At 28.6% G+C, this 18,024-nt stretch carries 15 protein-coding genes and 1 riboswitch; of the genes, 10 read left to right on the plus strand and 5 right to left on the minus strand.

All coding sequences use genetic code 11. The features are described 5' to 3' along the window. Nucleotides 1-1,000 precede the first annotated feature (1,000 nt). The gene (locus tag B2217_RS14835) at nucleotides 1,001-1,249 is read left to right on the plus strand and encodes a helix-turn-helix domain-containing protein (RefSeq protein WP_280046390.1); all 249 of its coding nucleotides are present in this window, start codon (nucleotides 1,001-1,003) and stop codon (nucleotides 1,247-1,249) included. 23 nt (nucleotides 1,250-1,272) lie between these two features. On the opposite strand, the gene B2217_RS14840 is transcribed toward B2217_RS14835, so the two are convergent. After that, nucleotides 1,273-1,488 carry a hypothetical protein gene (locus B2217_RS14840; protein WP_291122990.1) on the minus strand — a complete coding sequence of 72 codons (216 nt, stop codon included), beginning with the start codon at nucleotides 1,486-1,488 and terminating at the stop codon, nucleotides 1,273-1,275. 608 nt (nucleotides 1,489-2,096) lie between these two features. Between B2217_RS14840 and B2217_RS14845 the strand changes: the two genes are divergently transcribed. Further along, nucleotides 2,097-2,396: a hypothetical protein gene (locus tag B2217_RS14845; protein ID WP_115000488.1), complete on the plus strand. Its 300-nt coding sequence runs from the start codon at nucleotides 2,097-2,099 to the stop codon at nucleotides 2,394-2,396. A 25-nt stretch (nucleotides 2,397-2,421) separates the two neighbouring features. Here B2217_RS14845 and B2217_RS14850 read toward each other — a convergent pair whose 3' ends face one another. The 3 genes from B2217_RS14850 to B2217_RS14860 are packed head-to-tail and all read right to left on the minus strand — an operon-like array spanning nucleotide 2,422 to nucleotide 6,159. Beyond that, entirely contained in the window at nucleotides 2,422-3,198 is a 777-nt protein-coding gene (locus B2217_RS14850) for a retron system putative HNH endonuclease (RefSeq protein WP_115000489.1), read from the minus strand. Next, a complete protein-coding gene (locus B2217_RS14855; RefSeq protein ID WP_115000491.1) occupies nucleotides 3,191-4,966 on the minus strand; it encodes an AAA family ATPase in 1,776 nt (591 codons plus the stop codon). The genes B2217_RS14850 and B2217_RS14855 overlap by 8 nt, the downstream gene beginning before the upstream one ends. A gap of 8 nt (nucleotides 4,967-4,974) precedes the next feature. After that, nucleotides 4,975-6,159, minus strand: coding sequence for a DNA adenine methylase (locus B2217_RS14860; protein WP_115000493.1), 1,185 nt, complete (start codon nucleotides 6,157-6,159; stop codon nucleotides 4,975-4,977). A 362-nt stretch (nucleotides 6,160-6,521) separates the two neighbouring features. Between B2217_RS14860 and B2217_RS14865 the strand changes: the two genes are divergently transcribed. The 6 genes from B2217_RS14865 (at nucleotide 6,522) to B2217_RS14890 (ending at nucleotide 15,128) form a co-directional block, all read left to right on the plus strand. Beyond that, nucleotides 6,522-6,935, plus strand: coding sequence for a hypothetical protein (locus B2217_RS14865; protein ID WP_115000494.1), 414 nt, complete (start codon nucleotides 6,522-6,524; stop codon nucleotides 6,933-6,935). A 416-nt stretch (nucleotides 6,936-7,351) separates the two neighbouring features. Next, a complete protein-coding gene (locus B2217_RS14870) occupies nucleotides 7,352-8,533 on the plus strand; it encodes a ComEC/Rec2 family competence protein (protein WP_115000496.1) in 1,182 nt (393 codons plus the stop codon). Nucleotides 8,534-8,535: 2 nt separating this feature from the next. Then, entirely contained in the window at nucleotides 8,536-13,695 is a 5,160-nt protein-coding gene (locus B2217_RS14875; RefSeq protein WP_115000498.1) for a S1 family peptidase, read from the plus strand. 3 nt (nucleotides 13,696-13,698) lie between these two features. Further along, the gene (locus tag B2217_RS14880) at nucleotides 13,699-13,944 is read left to right on the plus strand and encodes a hypothetical protein (protein WP_115000499.1); all 246 of its coding nucleotides are present in this window, start codon (nucleotides 13,699-13,701) and stop codon (nucleotides 13,942-13,944) included. A gap of 16 nt (nucleotides 13,945-13,960) precedes the next feature. Then, entirely contained in the window at nucleotides 13,961-14,215 is a 255-nt protein-coding gene (locus B2217_RS14885) for a hypothetical protein (protein ID WP_115000501.1), read from the plus strand. 328 nt (nucleotides 14,216-14,543) lie between these two features. Further along, nucleotides 14,544-15,128: an SOS response-associated peptidase gene (locus B2217_RS14890; RefSeq protein ID WP_291122997.1), complete on the plus strand. Its 585-nt coding sequence runs from the start codon at nucleotides 14,544-14,546 to the stop codon at nucleotides 15,126-15,128. On the opposite strand, the gene B2217_RS14895 is transcribed toward B2217_RS14890, so the two are convergent. Then, a complete protein-coding gene (locus B2217_RS14895; RefSeq protein ID WP_291122999.1) occupies nucleotides 15,117-15,923 on the minus strand; it encodes a GIY-YIG nuclease family protein in 807 nt (268 codons plus the stop codon). The two genes, B2217_RS14890 and B2217_RS14895, sit on opposite strands and share 12 nt — an antisense overlap. Before the next feature lie 90 nt (nucleotides 15,924-16,013). On the opposite strand from B2217_RS14895, the gene B2217_RS14900 reads away from it, so the two are divergent. Together B2217_RS14900 and B2217_RS14905 are read left to right on the plus strand one after the other, a co-directional pair. Further along, nucleotides 16,014-17,282 (plus strand): Y-family DNA polymerase, encoded by a 1,269-nt coding sequence (locus B2217_RS14900; protein ID WP_349680545.1) that lies wholly within the window; start codon nucleotides 16,014-16,016, stop codon nucleotides 17,280-17,282. Further along, nucleotides 17,283-17,741 carry a LexA family protein gene (locus B2217_RS14905; RefSeq protein ID WP_280038067.1) on the plus strand — a complete coding sequence of 153 codons (459 nt, stop codon included), beginning with the start codon at nucleotides 17,283-17,285 and terminating at the stop codon, nucleotides 17,739-17,741. 56 nt (nucleotides 17,742-17,797) lie between these two features. Beyond that, nucleotides 17,798-17,892: riboswitch (SAM-I-IV-variant riboswitch) on the plus strand. The last annotated feature ends 132 nt before the right edge of the window (nucleotides 17,893-18,024 follow it).

Consider the following 18,024-nt stretch of genomic DNA (forward strand, 5'->3'; position numbering starts at 1 on the left):
TTCTATCACTTTTTTATTCATTACTTATCTATTTTAATTATCAGTATTCATATGCCCTTCGGGGAAATGAGCAAAAAAGTAATCAAAAAACTCTTGGCCGTAAACCTCTCTACTAAAAATGTTTTCACTCCACTAAACTTTTTACAAACCCTACGGGCTAAAAACTTTTTAACGTTACATTCAACCATTTTCTTAACGTGAGAGTTTTAATGCCAGTTTCTTCATCCTTTTTCAATATTCAAATTCGTTATCACTTTCAACAACTCTAATATCTCAATTCTCAATTCTCATATCTAACATCTAATCTGTACTTATTACATACTACAATCCTCTCAATACTAAAATCTCACGTCTCATATCTAAATAAAAGGTAGCAGAACCCCAATAAATTTGGAAAATGATATGAAAGGCATTACTTTTAATGTGCGAAAAAAAGAGTATAACCTAGCTGTCAAAGTCTCCTTACCGAGGCTCTGATAGAGAGCGTGTAAAAAAAGGATAGTCCTTTTCTTTACGATCCGTTAAATGTTATAAAACGGAGATTTGTTCTTTAAAAGAATTAGTAACACCAACAGACTTTGTCTGGCGGTTTTTTACGGATGAATGGAAATTGTTTCGTTCTCATTTTGTGTTGGGTTTTATGGAACGATGTTACTCGTATATGAAGAATTTCTTGAAAAAAAGCAAGGCGACTTCACACTTTAGTACCGAGGGCGACCAAACCCTACTTAAATAAATTTAAGCTTCTACCTAAAGCATATGTGAAAACCGCCCATGCCGTATGCGAAAGTACGAAACTTTTGAGACATGGAGCGATTTCACGATACTCTCGATAGAAAATTGGTCGTTTCGGTTCGAGATTACATCGTTTTAATTATGACTATTAAAAGTCTAACTATCAATTCGCTTATACAAATATAACAATATTTTTTAATTATAGGGATATATCCCTAAAGAAATTTTTAATAATAATCTCAATTTGCTTTGAAATACTGTAGAAATGGATATAACAGACGAATTTTTAATTGAAATAGGAAAGCAAATTTCATATCTTAGAGAAAAAAACAATCAAACTTTAGATGATTTAGAATATTTAAGCGGAATTGATTCAAGCGATATTAATAAATATGAAAAAGGAAAAACGAACTTAACTATACGTAATTTAATTCGAATATCTAAAGCTTTAAATGTTCATCCAAAAATTCTTTTAGATTTCGATTTTGATTTAAATAAATATAATAATGAATAAAGGCTCCTTATTAGAGCCTTTATTCATTCAACTTCCGCCAATTTCCTTGCGATTTCTAATTTTTCTTGAAGCAAGCTAATCTCTTCTTGCATTTTCAATAATTCTTGTTGCAAAGATTCATTGGTTTGCAATGTACTTTCCAGTTTATACAGACACAATTCATTAATCTGTTCCTCCTCTTTCTTGCACCCCATGAATAAGGTAGTAGATAATACAATGGTAAAATAGAAATACTTCATATTATCATTTTTTGTAAAACACTAATTTACATAATAATATGATGTAATAACAAAAGACAGCCATCATTAGAAGAACTGATAGAAATTGCAAAATTATTTAGAGTAAGTATATATGATTTAACAGAACCAACAATTTGGGACAACGAAAAATCTGAAACTTACGAGGAGTTTGTAAAAAAAGTAAAAGACATTAAATAATTAAAAACGGTTAGTTTAAAATAAAAATCTTAAATTCGAAATGAATATAAGTCATAGGCATGACGTTCATTTATTACTCAGGTGTTAGATTTTAGATTAAAAGTTCACCTGAGTTTTTAATTAGGATTGCTGTTCTTACTGTAAAAGAACTATGTAAATCAAATCCTTTTAAAGATCATGTTCATTTTGGATTAGTTGGTGATTCAAAACAGAATAAGATAACATTAAAAGGGCTCGTTGATACTTTAATTAAATTTGATTTTGTAGGTAATGAAAAAAATATTTTTGGACAAAAAGTGACAAATAAAAAAGAAATAAATCAATTGAGCTCAAACTTAAAAGAAATATTTACTATAGGGAATAAAATACTGCAGAATAAAGATTATTAACTATCTAATCGAGGCATAGATTTGGTTTTAGGATTTATTTCAAACTTAATTTTAGAAGAAAACTTTGATGAAGAAAATAACTATATAGATAATAAAGAAACTATCTTATCTAATAAATCCACTCGCTTTTTTCATGTATTGAATGCAAATACAGATAATCTAAATAACAAGAAACTTTACGGTGGATCAGCTTTCAAGGGTGCATACGAATATATTAGAAAAATATTTGATAAAACAATTTCTGATTCACTAGAACCTGAAGCTTCAGGGATAACATTAAATAATGAAGTAGAGTTGGAAGAAATACAAAACTTAGAATAAGAACATTAGTAATAAAAAAGTGCATTCATGAACGAATGCACTTTTTTATTATATCATCTAAATATTTCATTTCTATACATTTTTTGCGAAAAGCTATAAAGTTCTCTTCAGAATTTTGTAATCTCTTTAGAAATGAATTCATAGTTTGAGATATTGCAACTTTTTGATCATCAGTATTGTTAAATGTAGCAAAAGCTAATATAATGTCATTTTCAAAATCATCTAGTATTTTTTTTCTTTCATCATTCAAATGATCTCGGTCAAGTTTACAGGTCTGAATCGTATAAATTCCTCTAGGGTTATTACTTGAGATTTTACCATTCTTGGAGAAAGTAAAAATCGAACTAGGGTCAATTACTTCAGGGTTTATAAGTAGAGGTTGTTCAATTACATCATAATGAGATGAATAATTATTATAGCTATTTAAAAAAACATTAGCATAGGTAGCAATTGGTCCAATCGTTTGAAAATTATTCCCTTTAAATTGATTACAATTTGGACAAGCTAATAGTAAGTTATCCCAACTAAAAGCTAACCAATAATAAATAGCTTTAGGTCGATAATGTTCTATATGGAGCTGTTCCACTTTATTTTCACAAAATGCACATTTTCCATTATAGATTACTTTTAATTTTTCTTTAGTATCAGAATATTTATACCTATTATTATAAGGTGCTGTATCAATATAGGAAATGCTATCTATCAACTCTTGTCTTTTTGTGTGTGTATTACTTCCAATGGTTCCAGAAGTATGAACTAAGGATTTAGGAACATCATTTAAATTTTTTGAAACTTTAATCATAATTTTCAAAAACACTTTTAATTAGTTCATCGATTTCTTCTTCAGATAGAGGAGTAGATCTTTTTGCCTTTTTCTCCTGGATTCTTTGCTTTGCAATTTTATGGATTCTTGATGTCAAATCATCATCATTCGTATCGGGTTCTTCATTGTTGTTTGACAAGCGGGCATTTTCTAAACCAAAAAGTGAAGATGTTACCAATGTATTCAACATCATATGGTTCATGTCTTTTCTAAAATAATCGTCTGTAATACTAGTATTACCTGTTTCAGAATTTCTAAATACCTTATATATAATGGCGTCATCTGAAGCCCCTTGTATAATTGTAGGACTATGTGTTGTAAATATAAATTGAATATTAGGGAATAACTTTCTAAGCTTTTGAACCAATGTTAATTTCCACTTAGGATGTAGATGAGAATCTATCTCGTCTACAATAACAATAGCAGGTGTTCTAAAAATATCTTCCCCCGATTTTGTGATTTTTGTTAATCTATATAGCAAATCCACAACAAAAATGGTTACACTTCTATATCCTTCTGATAACTGATCAAACTGTAGCTCCTTTCCTTTTTCTTTAAATATTAAATCAGTTCCTTGTAGTTCTGGCTTTACATTGTTTTCTAAGATTTCGGATAATGTTTTTTCTATTACTTCAAATGAAGAAAATCTAAAATCTTCACTTTTACTAAGATCTAAAAGTTTTTGATCCTTTAGCCATTTCTCAGGGCTCATTAATTTTTCTTCTGTTGAAAATAAAGACATAAAACCATATTCTTCATGGTCGTCACTAGAATAACGTCCTCTATGAGTACCATAAGCAAAGAAGTTAGGAAGGTGTTTAGTTTCTGAGGCTTTTACTTTTGTACCAAATTTATTATCTAAACTATCTTTAGCATGTAAAAGAAGTTTTGGATTGTTGTTTATCATATCAGCAACTCTACCTGTTTTCTCTTGTTCAGTATTTTTTAAAATATAATGTTGGTTAAATGCTAAATATATCCCCATAAGAATCAATGATTTACCATCTCCATTTTCTCCTAGAAAATATATTTCTTTTGAGTTATCTAAATGAATATACATTTTATCATAAACAGAGTAAAAACTTTCTATTGAAAATTCTTTAATATAAGGATAATTTGAAAATTTTTGTTTTTCAATTTTAGTTGCAGATTCAAGCCAATCTATAAAAAAATCTTCTTCACAGCTAAAAACTTTAGAAAGATTTAAATACTTGACAATTTCTAAATAATTTGTTTCGTTAATTTCTATATCAACAATTTTATCTAAACGCTCTATTAACAATTGTTTAAATAATTTACCTACTTGGATATTTTGAAAAATAACATCAAATTCATAAGGAACTACTTTGGTTCTCCTATGCTTAGGACTTGCAGCTTCGGATTCAACTAAGCAACTTCGGATATTAGTATACATTTTTCCCTCATCAATAAGAAAAATTCCTTTAAAATTATCTTTAGAGTATTTATCTCTAAATAATTTAATTACCTCATGATGAGTTAAAATAACAGAAAATAAAGCGAAAATTTTCTTTTCTTTTGGATATTTAAATATTTCCAACCAATACGTAGGTAAAGAATCTATATTTAATTCTTTAACTCCTAAAAAAGCTTTTAATATAGGTATGTTTATTATACTAGTTTGATTTAAATATGATATTAAAGTTTCTTTATCATATAATACCTCCATAACACGAACAATATCATACTTAGTCCAAGAAGTAGTTAACTTTTCTAAATTAATTTCCATAAATTACTTTAATCGTTAAAAGTTGCAATAATCAAAATTTCTTTTACTGGAATACTTTTTTCACCTTTTCTTCCCATACGACTATGAAGATAATCCTTTTCTTTTAGCTCTACAGTATAATCTTTACTAAATTTTGATCTAGCTAATTTAAGTAATTCTTCAATTGTGACTACACCTCCATCACTATAACTTAAAACTAAATGGCTTTGTTTTTTATTAATTAAAGTAAACATTTTTCCAAAAGCGTCCATTGCTTCGGAACTTTTACTAAACGGTGATTGATGTCTATCTGTTCTATATCTTCCTTTAAATTTTGTTTCAGGATAATCATATTTTACAATAGTTTCAAGTGCATGATAGAATCTCGAATAATGTACATTCGCATATGGTGGATCGGCATAGACTAAACTATTCGGTTTAATATCTTTTAATATTTTTTCAAAACTTAAATTATTTACTTCAAAATTATATATCTGATTTCTATCGTATTCAAATAATTGATTCAACTTCATCAAAAACAAGCTATAAACATCTTTAAGGCGATAATTCAAAATATCTCTCATATTCTTTTCGTCCTTTACCGTTCTATACTGAGCAAAATGTCCTGTACTCTGAGAAGAATAAGACATAGCAAACATTAAAGAACCAATAAGTAATTCATAAATATTATTATTTTTGTATTTCTGAGATGAACGATATATTGAATCAATCCATAAACATTGTTCGAAAGACCAATATGTACCTGAATATGTTTTCACAAATAAGTGATTATCGTCATTATTGAAATTGATATTTAATAATTCTTTTTCTTGATTTTCAATTTCAATAAATTCTTCTATGTCAAGTGTATTTGTATATGAATAAAATAAATTATATTTATTTTTAAAATAATTTACATATTCTAAAGTGTTTTTCTGAAATAATTTAACATCAAATTCATTTACATTTATTTTATTCAAATAAGATTTTGCAAGTACTGTTGAATATTCTTGTATATCATTAACTATAACATTATATTTTCTGTTAAGGTACGCAGACACTATTGTAGTTCCTGCAAATATATCATAAACATTCCCATTGAAATTTTTATTATCTATATTTTCAATAATATACTCAATAATACTAGTTTTAGCTCCCATATATTTTATAAGATGGGGTGGTGTTAAATTCTTTTTTTCCTTTTGTTTAGACATTTTTACTTACGCTTTTCATAAAGGAAAAGCTTTGCAATTTAATAATTTCTAATCAGACGATCCCTCTGAAATAACATATAAAAATATTTCAAACTAGATAATTAATTTTATCTGTACTTTAAAAATAAAAAGTAATTTCTTAAATTCAAATAGAACTTATTAATAAGTAACAATTTAATATAATTATTAAAATTTTCTTTTGATTTATTCTTACTAAGCGAAATTTTTGTATTTACGGGAAACCGTAGTTTTTTGTGAGATGGTTGTTGTATGTTTGGACTACATTTTTCAAAATGTAGATATATATGTTTTGATAAAAACGATGTTAGCGGAACTCAGAACAAAAAATAAAAATTTAATTTATGGCAAGAGCAGTATTATTACACGAAAATGATAATGAAAGAGAATACCAATTATCTAATGGTAGAGTTATTAAAATAAGAATTGATGATGATTCTGAAATAGTATATTTAGAAAATGGTGAAGTAATTGGTAATTATGAAGATTTTGTATTTATTGAAGATGAATTTGATTCATCTAAATATTTATTAGCAAGAATGTATGTTCCAATTACTGGTCAAGGATTAGGAAGAGCTACAATTGAATTTTTTTCAGATTATTATGATGCAACAATTTGGGCAAGAAGTAATGATGGAATTGTTCGCGAAGATGGAAGCCATCTTACCGAAGATGCTCCTGGATTTGTTACTAAAATGATTGAAGAAGGTCTAATCATAGACAATGAATTAGATAATTCTTATGACGATTACGAATGAATAACTTCTGCTAACGGTTGCTGGATTTGCTACAGTGAAAAATATAGCAACTAAGTTCGTGTATTTTTTATTTAGCAAATCTGATGATGTACGCAGTTCGGAGCAATAGCGGAGAATTGCGTCACACATGTGTAACTGTTGCTCAACTTCGATTTTGGCTATATGAACACAAAATAGTATAAATAATAACCTCTTTAGAAGAAATTTTATGGAGGTTTATTTAATTTTTTTTAAAAAAAACAATACTATTTTAACGCATTATAATTCTTTTTAAATTAATCTAAAATATTGTAATTTTAGATTAATATTAAAACTTAAAATGATAACTGAAAACTATTTTGAAAGCAAAAATTATCGTTAACTAAATCGAAAAAAAACATAATTACAACTAATTATACTATAAAAAAATATATATTATGAAAGTTTCAATTTTCCCAGCAAGTAATGGCGATAGTTTTATAGTTGAAACTAAGGGAGATTCAGCAATATTAATAGACGGCGGATATGTAAGTACTTACAAGAATTATATAAAACCTAAGCTATTAGAGTTAAAAGAAGCCAATAAAAATCTTTCTCATTTAATAGTCACTCACATTGATGGCGACCATATTTCTGGAATCATAAAGTTTATCGAAGAAAATAAGCAAAATGAAATCATAGAAGTTAAAAACATTTGGCATAATTCATATGTTCATTTAAAATCCATTGATGATGGTTTGTTTTTTAAGGGTAAACCAATCGACAATATGCCAATTAATTATCTTTTAAAAGATGAAGTAGATGAAACGAAAGATAAAAATATTTCGGCTGTGCAAGGTTCTACATTAGCTTCTTTAATTAAAAAGTTTGGGCACCAAACCAACGCTCTGTTCGATGGAAATAGTGTATCTGTTGACATTAAAAAAAAAATAGAAGTTGACAATGTAGCTTTCAAAATTTTATCGCCAAATACTGAAAAATTATTGAAATTAAAGAAATATTGGAAACTGGAAATTTATAAAAAGAATTACTCTTCAGACGACAGCTTAAAAGATTTTGATGAAGAGGTTTTTGAATGTATACTTTCATTAGAGAAAGAGAAAAAACGATTGGCTAAAAAAAACATCACAGCTAAATCTAGTATAAATATTGAGAATTTGGCAAGCGAAATATTTGTAGAAGATGACACTGCAACAAATGGTAGTTCTATGGCATTTGTTTTAGAGCATGATAATTTTAATCTATTATTTTTAGGAGATTCTCATCCCTCAACAATAATAAATAGTTTAAAAAAACATTACACAGCAGATGAATTTCCTGTCAAATTTGATTTGATAAAAATTTCACATCATGGCAGTAAAAACAATACATGTCCTGAACTTCTGAATTATATTGATTCAGAGAATTATATAATCTCTACTAATGGCTCTTCTCATAATCATCCGGATATGGAAACAATAGCAAGAATAATCATTAGAAAAACAAACTTTACCAGAAAATTATATTTTAATTATCCATTAGACTCTATAGAGCCTTTCAAAGACAAATCTTTAAAGGAAAAGTATAATTATGAAATAATTGAAACCCCTTATAATAAATCATTAGAAATTAGCCTGTAACTATGAATAGAATAATTAACCCGACACAATTACAATCTTCCGTTGTAAAAATAGTATATAAAATAGAAAACGGAACAGGTTTTTTTATTGCCAATAATATAATCCTAACTGCTTATCATCTTTTTTTAGATGATACTATTGAAGAAGGAGCTATTCAGATATTTTTACAGGGTGGTCATGTTGAAAGTTGTACCATTTTGTACACTGATGAGGAAAACGATATATGTTTATTGAAATGTAGTGCTGAGCATGGCTCGTATTTGCCATTAACTCAAACTCCTATACGGATAAATGAAAATTGGGAGTCATACGGATATCCTTATCAAGGGGAACAAGAAGGACTTCGAATATATGGAGATATAAATCAATTAATAGAGGACGAAAAGTATGATTTTATCTTAAATTGTAAAGGCATAGAATCAGGATATAATTATGAAGGATTATCCGGAGCACCAATAATGTCAACAGGCAGAATAATTGGGATTGCTCTAAGGCAACTTGATGATAAAATCGGAGCTATATCTATCAATAAAATTGCATCACATTTAAGCAGTCATGGAATTAGAGTTTATAGAGAAGAACTAACGAATGAAATTCCTAGTCAGCTAGAAGAAGATATTTCTAATATAATATCTAACCATGACGTAATAAACAATCTAGATAAAACAATACAAGATAATGGAAACTGGATTCTTTTAGAAGGCAAGCCAGGAGCTGGTAAAACTGTGAATGTTGCATCCTATACACCTGAAGAAAATTCTATTGTACTAGGTAAATACTTTACTAAAATTCCTAATGATGAAAAGCCAAAGAGCCTTAGAATATCAAAAGAAAACTTTTTCAATTGGATTGAAGAGACTATTTCAATCACAATAACAGGCTCTCTACCTGCAAAAAGTAATGATTCATTAGAAAAGAGAATCGAATTATTAAGTAATTACTTCGAGGCTTTGAATGAATACCTTCAAGAGGCTGACAAAATTGGATTATTTTTTATTGATGGATTAGATGAAATTACCAATTTAAAGGATTTTCTAAACATTATTCCAGAAAACCTTCCGCAAAGAGTAAGGATTATTCTTTCCTGTACTTCAAGGGACATATTGCCTAGTACCATTAAAAATCATATTAATGATAGCAGAATAATTTTAGTCTCTCCCCTAGAGTTAAGCCAGTGCGAATATTTTATTCAAAGAAAAATAGATGGTAAGAATATTGATTATGAGAATATCCAGAAAATTGCAATAAAATCAGAAGGTCATCCTCTTTATTTACATTATTTAATTGACTACATATTAAATTCGGAAATAACTAATGACGAAGAAGAATTAGATTCGTGGATTGAAAATATACCTGTAATTGGTGGTAATATTGAAAATTATTACAACACTATATGGGAAGATATATTTCAAGATAATAACAAACTCTGGATTTGTTTAATTCTATCTCAATTGAGGCATTCCATTCCTCAAAGTGACTTAATTAATATAATACCAGAAGATATTCGTAGAAATTACTACTCTGTATTGCCTAAAATAAGTCATCTTATTAAAGGACAAGAAAAGCAGGAAATCTATCACAACTCATTCAAAGATTATATCCTGAAAAAAGTGCCTTTGTTTATAAAGGATTGTAATGATATAATTGTAAAGTTCTGTGAAAAAGAACCTGATAATCTTTATTCTATTACAAATGTAATTTATCATTATTCTTTATCAAGTAACCCAATTAATGCTATTTCTAACTGTAATCAAAATTGGGCTGATAAATTAGCCATAAACCATATTGAACCCGATTTAATCATTTCTGACATTAAGAGCATCATTGAATTATCAATTGATTATAAGCAAGCTACAGAACTAATTCGTTTATTGTTACTATTACAAAGAATAGATTTTAGGTACAACAGTGTACTTGTAGAATATGCATTTGAAATAGTTCTGGCTTTGATTGCAAATAAGAAATATAGCCAGGCAATTAAATATTTAGTAAGGCGTAATACTTTGTTAATAGGTATTAGAGATGCTATTCACTTTTTGCAACATTTTTATGAAAATCAAGCATATAATGAAATTGATATATTAAAAAATGCCATTGAAAAAGAATATAGAAAATTATTAGATGATGGGCAAAGGGAAGGCGGAATCAATTCTTCAACATTTATTGTGAAAGCTCAATCAATTATTTTGAATGGAAAAGATTTACAAGAATCTCAAAGAGAACTGGTTGCTTATTTAAATATACTAAGCAGGAAGTTAAAAACGAGTGAAAATAAAAACAATCCTTCTGAAGCTAATAATTCTAATGTAGTAAAGTATATTGGAGATTATTGTTGCGCATGGAATAATGCATTTCTTCTAAGGTATTATGATATTCATTCTAGTATTGAAGAAATGAAGGAGATACCAGAAATAAAAATAAATGAAACATGGACAGAAATATATGCGACATCATTACTTATTTACAAGCAAGAATTAGATAGTTTTAACCTGAAACTTTTTAATACTATTGAAAATGAGAAAAATATAGTTAAAAATATTGAAGTTCTAATAAAAGACTATGGTTATCGTGATGAAAATAACGTTAGAGAGATTATAATACAGGCTTTATTAAGTAATACTTCTCAACCAGATTTACTTAGAAAAATTATGACTAAGTATCTGAAAGAAGACCAAGAGGTATCTATTAGAAACAAAAACGGTGTAGATTTTGAAAAACTACACTTTTACAAGCTGTGTATGAACAACAAATGTAAAGGGTTTTTAGATGATTCAAATGATATTATAAGTCATGATAAGTCATGGTTTAAAAATACATGGGAACAAGATCTATTACATCTCATAGAAGAAGTTCATTTCCTAGAAGGAAAAGCATACTATTATAAATCATCAAATCAACTAGCTGAGAAAGCACCTTTTATAAAGTTAAAATTGAAGCAAATTACTGATAGTATAAGTTTTAATTTTGATTTTAGGAGTAATTGGGAAAGAGGCTATCAATTACCAGAACATATATTTCCATTAATCTTCTCTACGTTGATTGATTTGTTATATGAATTTGACAGGGAAAATTTAGATGTATTTCTGGATTCATTAAGAACTAAAAGCTCAAACCAATTAGGATTATATACTGAAGGATTCAGAAAATGTCTAAACAAAATAATTCAGTCTTTAATATTAATACAATACGATAGAGAAAAGATTATACCTTTTGTTGAACTATGGGAATCTCATGTTATTTCAGGTGTTCAAAACAGATGGGAAAGAACAGAAGATTTACTGAAAATTAATGAGATTTATGGAATATTAAACGATGATGAGCGGTCTCAGAAAGTATTCCAAGAAATGCTAAATACATCTATGGGGCCTAGTTGGTATAAAGAATCTCAGGTCACTCTAATTAATACTGCTTTAGAGAATTTAAAATCTGTATCTAGCCCCGTAATTCAAGAATTTGCTTCTCTTTTGGATTATGCATCTGGTGAAATGACCTTTCAACGCTATGTGAAAAATAATAAAGAAGAATTTATTGGTTCTTTAATACAAAACAATGAAAATCATAAAGCTCTGGAATACTATAAATTTGAGGTTTTACCACCACCAAATGTTTTAATACGCAATGCAGAAGTATATGATTTTGATGCTCCCCGATTAGGAGATGGATATTGCCTTGGGGCTAGGAATATAAATGAAGCTAGTGGTATCTCAAGAATTTTAGAAACAATAAAATGTAATCCATATCTAAAATGGGGGCTGTGCCAAATATTTACCATTAATGATGATATGTTCAGATATGTTTCATCTTATGGTGAACAGATAGCATTAGTATTAAATGAAATTGAGTCACTCAATGACGGGAATATTGACTCTGTTTGTGCTATCACATCAGAGCTAATAGGCTCTTTTTATATTAATGAAGAGGATAAGAGAAGTTTATTAGATGTATTGTCTAAAAACCTATCACAATCAAACATTAAAAAATTACAAGGTTACTTACTAAAGCAGAATATCAACTGGGAGTCAAGTAAAAATAAAGATACTTCTAAGCAAGAAACTGAGTTAAAGAAGAAAGATAGTTTTGATTTGTTTAATGACTCTTTAAATGAATCAGCTAGCGTAAATAAAAAAGATAAACTTAAAGAAGGAATAGAATTATATAGAACAGAAAGAAGAAGTCTTTGGTATAATAACTGGTCAAATAGCACAGACTTGACCAAGAAAAATATAAAATCTTTATTTGAAAACGAAAATTCCGTATTAGAGCATTTAAAAAGTGAAATATTAAATTTTGACGAGGAGTACTGGTATATTTGTAAAGAATTGATTTGGTTTTTAGAAGGAAAACTAAATTATTCGCAAGTGTCGGAAATATACCAAATTATAAATGAACATTTTCATTATATCATTAGACCGGATAATGAAGTTAAACAAAAGTATTCTTGGATTAATGATAATGTGGAGGAACAATCATCAGATAGACTAATTTCTGAATTTATAATTTGGCATTTAAACCATCCAGATAGTTATTTAAATATGAAGGCAGAGGAAACATTAGACTACTTAACAGATTTCTTCCCACCAATAATTGGTGTCTTATTTAACGAATGTATTTCTAATAAACCTGAACCATCAACAGCGCGATGTAGTATTATATTAAAAAGGATTTCAAAAGACAATTCATTGTTAATCAAAAATTATCTAGAAGATAATTCAAGTCTTATTGAAAAAATTGCTCGTATTCCACATCTATCAATTAAGAAAAATTTATTTGATGTTGGTATTAATCTTAATAAAATTGGATATGTCAAATTATATGAGGAGATTAAAAACAGTATTCCTAATACTACCATTTTAACATGTGAAGTACTTTTCGAAGAACCTCACCTAGCCATAATACAAGATATTATAGATGACCTCAATTCTGAATCGTTATTGAATAAAGAATTCTGTGAGCAAATAAATCAACTTTTAGATGAATATTGTTCTCCTTTGGAAAAATTGGAAATTAATAAATCTGATAAATATTTGAGAAGAAGTTTTTACAATGAAGAATGGATACTCGGAAGATATAATTATTTTGTTAAGCACGCATTAAACAATGCAATTTCTCAACGAGTTGCACATAGCAATATTGATACTATTTATGAACTCATTGACTATTAGGATATGTTTAAAAGAAGAAAAGGAAACCGGGATTCTAGGAAAGATTTCGAAAGAGAACTAAATATTTTAGGAGAGAACTTACAAAATGGCAGAATTATTTTTTCTGTACATATGAAAAAGAGCGGTGAGCATTTAAGAAAAGTAAGATACACACCTAATAAAAGGATTGATTTAAATACTATAAGTGAGATAGTTAGAACATTAGCTATGTCTGCCAATTTTCAGAATGAAGATGAAAAAGATTTATAATTAAAAAATAAAAAGTATGAATGGCAAAAAATACGGAATGCCTCCGCCAAAAACGCGTTTTGAAATGGAGCATAATTTTTATTTAGCACTAGAAGATTTCAATCAAAAAATGGATTCAGAGAATAAAGATTTAATCCAAAACGCTATTTGGGCTACCGGAAGACATTTAAAAGAAGTTAGGATGACTCCAAATCATAGAATTGATGTCTCAACTATAAATGAAATGATGCGACTTCAAGCAAATATGATGGAATGGATGAAAAATTTATAAACACCCCCTACCCCCATTAAAAAATAATCCCGATAAACATTACGTTTATCGGGATTTTCAGTGGTCCAACTTAGTATGAATTAATATTTCATAACTATTTGTTTTTATTTCGATTAGATGTTAATGCCAATTTTTGGTAACAAAATAGTATAAATAATAACCTCTTTAGAAGTGATTTTAAGGAGGTTTTTTGTTTTATATGAAACCGTAGTATATTAAACTCTTTATAAAAAACATTCGTTTTAATTCATCTACAATCATTTTAATTGATTCAATTTTTGATTGTTCTTTTCGTCCTAATCATTATCTTTATTCCAAAGTTGATGCTATGTGTTTTCATGTAAAAGTTACCAAAACAAAAGAACAGATTGAAAAGAAATCGAGGTTGAAATTCAAACCCGAGGTTACATTTACGCCAAATCCTCATTTCAAAGGTTTTGATCATCCAAAGTTGCCTGTTATCACTAATCAACAAGATTATATTCATTTGTTCGAGTGGGGTTTAATTCCGCATTGGGCTGGAAATGATTTTAATTCGAATAACACCTTAAACGCACGTATTGAAACTATTGATGAAAAACCATCTTTTCGAGATGCTTACACCAATCGTTGTGTGATATTGGTTGATGGTTTTTATGAATGGCGACACGAAGGCAAAGACAAAATCAAATATGATATTGGAATCAACAATAATTTGATGTGTTTAGCAGGATTGTATTCAGATGACACGTTTACGATAGTTACAACTGAAGCTGTTGGCATTATGGATTATATCCACAATACAAAACATCGTATGCCTGTAGTTTTAAATGATGATGAAAACTTAATGAATTGGCTTAATTGTAAACCTATTGTAGCATTTACAGATTTCAGCTACCAGCGGGAAGATGGTCAAGTGAGTTTATTTGGATAATTCAGATTTAATATGTCGAAATAAGATTTTTCTAACATCTTTGTTGTCTTGTTTTTGTTCGATAAATGATTTCATTTCGTCTAGATTATCAAGTAAATGATCGCAATAGCCAAATCCTTTGTAAACTCCTTTTTCAATTAATACAATACCTTTTTCATTTTCAGTTCTTCCAACCAATTCAAATAAAAAGTCCTTTTTAGGTAAATGCACTGTTTTCAAAAATTGACGAACTCTTTTGTTGTAAAGTTTCACATCTTCCTTATTTACACAAGCTCCATTACATTCGTCTAAACTATATTGAAAACAACTTGATTTGGTTTTATATAAACCATTTATTTTTTGACAAAGCTTATATTTATCTGTAATGTAAAATAAATAATCTTTTGCTTCATTTTGTGATGTAAATGAGATAATTTCGTTCCCAGAGTTATCAATTTTCTTCACAATTAATGCATGATAACCATCCGAATTTATTTCTTTGTTCAAAGCATAGAAAAACTTAATTTTTCGTTGAGCTCGATTAAATAGTGGTAGATTTTGCTTAATTAGTTCAGATTCTCTCAACAAAGCAATTAATTCATTTCCTGTATTTTCAAATTGAATGGAATGCGTAAAATACTGTAGTTTGATTTCTTTTTTGTCAAGTGATTTGAAGTGCTGAATCAATCGTTTTCTAATGTCAATACTTTTTCCAATGTAGATAATATCTTGCTTGTCGTTGTATAAATAATACACGCCACAAATATTTTTTGGAACTTGGTCAACCAACATTTTCAATCTATCATTCAGTACCATGGCACAAATTTACTGAATCAATTTCTAATTATTATTTTTTAACACTTTTCCGCGACACCTTGTAGCGCTTTATTTGCTCAACTTTGTAACATGATGTATGCTTTAGTTGACTGCAATAATTTTTATGCTTCGTGCGAACGAGTTTTTAATCCAACCCTAAATGGAAAGCCAGTTGTGGTACTTTCTAACAATGATGGTTGTGTAATTGCACGTTCTAATGAAGCAAAAGATTTAGGGATTCCAATGGGTGCTCCTGCTTTTGAATACGAGAATAATTTTAGATTAAATAAAATCAATGTTTTCTCTTCAAATTATGCTTTATATGCGGATATGAGTAATCGCGTGATGATGATTTTAAAATCCTATTGTCCTGATATAGAAATTTATTCGATTGATGAATCTTTTCTTCTTTTCAAAGGCTTTGATAACTATGATTTGGTAAATTACGCCCAAGAAATTAAACAAAAAATATATACCATTACCAAAATTCCTGTTTGTATTGGTATTGCTCCTACAAAGGCTTTAGCTAAAGTAGCAAATCGAATTGCGAAGAAATTTCCGAAACATCATAATGGTGTTTATATGATTGATTCGAAAGAGAAAATAAACAAAGCCTTAAAATGGTTAAAATGTGAGGATATCTGGGGAATTGGGCGACGTTTAGCTAAACGTTTAGCTTTTATTGGTTGTAAAAACGCGTATGATTTTACATTATTGAGTGATGAATACATTAAACGAAATTTCTCCATCGTAGAATTGCGTTTGAAAAAGGAATTATTAGGCGAAAGCGTTTTAAAATTAGATGAAGTTCAACGCAAAAAATCAATTGCCACAACTCGAAGTTTTGAGAAAACAATCAATGATTATGAAAATCTGAAAGAGCGTGTTTCTACTTTTGCTGTTTCTTGTGCCGAAAAGCTTAGAAAAGAACAATCAAAATGCAACATTATTACTGTTTTTGTGATGACCAATCGTTTTGATGAAAAGCAATCATTTGTTTCAAACTCATTAAGTACAACCTTAGATTTTGATTCGAATTCGAGTATCGTTTTGTCCAAATCTGCTTTATTTTTATTGGATAAATTGGTTCCTGCTGAAGGCAAAGTTCCTGATTATAAAAAAGCTGGCGTTATCGTTTCCGCTATTACGCCCGATAATCAAGCACAAATGAATTTATTTCATACAGAATCTCCAAAACATAAAGCGTTGATGAGTGTGATGGATCAATTAAATGTAAATTATGGCGATCATATGCTAAAATTAGCTTCGCAAGATGTGCGTAGAAAATGGAAAATGAAGCAAGAACGATTGTCACCTTGCTACACAACAAGATTTACAGATATTTTAAATGTTTATTAAATGGTACAGTTTATTCAAGTTCCGAAATTCTCAGAAGAGTTAATCAATATCCCTATCAAAACAGATGGTGAAAAACGATTTGTTCAATTTTTTGGTGATGTTTCAGCAGGTTTCCCCTCTCCTGCTGCTGATTTTGTACAAAATAATATTAGTTTAGATGAAATTTTACTGAATCATCCCGAAGCAACTTATCTTAATCGTGTGGGTGGCGAAAGTATGTATCCTGAATATCTGAAAGGTGATTTACTTATCATTCGATCTGATATCGAACCCAGACATCATGATGATATTGTGGTATCGGTCAACAATTCCGAATATACTTTCAAACGTTATGATGCCATCAACAAACAATTGATTTCTCTAAATCCGAAATACAAAAATTGCATTCAATTACAAGATGAAGATGTGGTCATTATTTTGGGTGTGGTAACTGATTTGGTGAGGCATAAGAGGAATTAAAAAAAACTATAAACTATTTTGATTATTTATATATAATCAATAATTTTATATCATAATTCAATCATCAAGAGTACATAAGGTACACCAACCGAGTTTAACAAACCACGGTGGTAAAGCGATGAGGGCTGTTCAGTCAAAAAATTGTCACTCTCTAAATTCTTAATGATTGATACTGTTTAATAAATTAAAGTATCAAAACAATGGAAAATTTAACTGAAAAATTTGAAAAAAACTTGATTTCACTTTCTGATCAAGAAGTAATTAGTCTCTCCTTAAACTACTT

It is taken from the genome of Empedobacter sp. UBA7620 (genome assembly GCF_002484185.1).
GTDB classification, from domain to species: Bacteria; Bacteroidota; Bacteroidia; order Flavobacteriales; family Weeksellaceae; genus Empedobacter; species Empedobacter falsenii_C.

Coding starts and splice junctions, on each gene's coding strand:
- B2217_RS14870 (WP_115000496.1), top strand. CDS start 7,352: ATGAAAGTTTCAATTTTCCCAGCAAGTAATGGCGATAGTTTTATAGTT.
- B2217_RS14840 (WP_291122990.1), bottom strand. CDS start 1,488: ATGAAGTATTTCTATTTTACCATTGTATTATCTACTACCTTATTCATG.
- B2217_RS14890 (WP_291122997.1), top strand. CDS start 14,544: ATGTGTTTTCATGTAAAAGTTACCAAAACAAAAGAACAGATTGAAAAG.
- B2217_RS14900 (WP_349680545.1), top strand. CDS start 16,014: ATGATGTATGCTTTAGTTGACTGCAATAATTTTTATGCTTCGTGCGAA.
- B2217_RS14875 (WP_115000498.1), top strand. CDS start 8,536: ATGAATAGAATAATTAACCCGACACAATTACAATCTTCCGTTGTAAAA.
- B2217_RS14885 (WP_115000501.1), top strand. CDS start 13,961: ATGAATGGCAAAAAATACGGAATGCCTCCGCCAAAAACGCGTTTTGAA.
- B2217_RS14835 (WP_280046390.1), top strand. CDS start 1,001: ATGGATATAACAGACGAATTTTTAATTGAAATAGGAAAGCAAATTTCA.
- B2217_RS14880 (WP_115000499.1), top strand. CDS start 13,699: ATGTTTAAAAGAAGAAAAGGAAACCGGGATTCTAGGAAAGATTTCGAA.
- B2217_RS14905 (WP_280038067.1), top strand. CDS start 17,283: ATGGTACAGTTTATTCAAGTTCCGAAATTCTCAGAAGAGTTAATCAAT.
- B2217_RS14895 (WP_291122999.1), bottom strand. CDS start 15,923: ATGGTACTGAATGATAGATTGAAAATGTTGGTTGACCAAGTTCCAAAA.
- B2217_RS14860 (WP_115000493.1), bottom strand. CDS start 6,159: ATGTCTAAACAAAAGGAAAAAAAGAATTTAACACCACCCCATCTTATA.
- B2217_RS14850 (WP_115000489.1), bottom strand. CDS start 3,198: ATGATTAAAGTTTCAAAAAATTTAAATGATGTTCCTAAATCCTTAGTT.
- B2217_RS14865 (WP_115000494.1), top strand. CDS start 6,522: ATGGCAAGAGCAGTATTATTACACGAAAATGATAATGAAAGAGAATAC.
- B2217_RS14855 (WP_115000491.1), bottom strand. CDS start 4,966: ATGGAAATTAATTTAGAAAAGTTAACTACTTCTTGGACTAAGTATGAT.